The organism is Ornithinibacillus liuyingii, assembly GCF_055550225.1.
In genome coordinates this window covers 1-652 of record NZ_JBPWOS010000025.1, presented here as the reverse complement: position 1 = coordinate 652, position 652 = coordinate 1, and the positions used below count along the sequence as shown (strand labels likewise).

6 tRNA genes are annotated in these 652 nt (G+C 50.3%); all 6 read left to right on the top strand.

Annotated features, from left to right (window positions below):
- Positions 1-12: 12 nt before the first annotated feature.
- A tRNA-Leu gene (locus ACSKT4_RS19075) sits at positions 13-97 on the top strand.
- Positions 98-115: 18 nt separating this feature from the next.
- Positions 116-190 (top strand) — tRNA-Gly (locus ACSKT4_RS19070).
- Between the two features lie 10 nt (positions 191-200).
- Positions 201-289, top strand: a tRNA-Leu gene (locus tag ACSKT4_RS19065).
- Positions 290-292: 3 nt separating this feature from the next.
- A tRNA-Arg gene (locus tag ACSKT4_RS19060) sits at positions 293-369 on the top strand.
- 4 nt (positions 370-373) lie between these two features.
- Positions 374-450: transfer RNA gene (locus ACSKT4_RS19055), tRNA-Pro, on the top strand.
- A gap of 17 nt (positions 451-467) precedes the next feature.
- Positions 468-543 (top strand) — tRNA-Ala (locus tag ACSKT4_RS19050).
- Positions 544-652 lie beyond the last annotated feature (109 nt).

Here is a 652-nt window from a genome sequence, read left to right as displayed (position 1 = left end):
CCATTTAAATATGCGGGTGTGGCGGAATTGGCAGACGCGCTAGACTTAGGATCTAGTATCTTCGGATGTGGGGGTTCGACTCCCTTCACCCGCACCATTTTAAATTTAATAAAACGCGGAAGTAGTTCAGTGGTAGAACACCACCTTGCCAAGGTGGGGGTCGCGGGTTCGAATCCCGTCTTCCGCTCCATATAGTAAGTGCCGGGGTGGCGGAACTGGCAGACGCACAGGACTTAAAATCCTGCGGTAGGTGACTACCGTACCGGTTCGATTCCGGTCCTCGGCACCATTAGCGCCCGTAGCTCAATTGGATAGAGCGTTTGACTACGGATCAAAAGGTTAGGGGTTCGACTCCTCTCGGGCGCGCCATTTACGGGAAGTAGCTCAGCTTGGTAGAGCACATGGTTTGGGACCATGGGGTCGCAGGTTCGAATCCTGTCTTCCCGACCATTAAGAAAATATAATTTGGGGCCTTAGCTCAGCTGGGAGAGCGCCTGCCTTGCACGCAGGAGGTCAGCGGTTCGATCCCGCTAGGCTCCACCATTTTATGACTTTATTTTGCTCCTTGAAAACTGAACAAAACAACCAGTATGTCAAGAAAAAACATACCCTGTTTTTTCTATTAAAGAATTACAGAAGCTAGCAGCTTCTT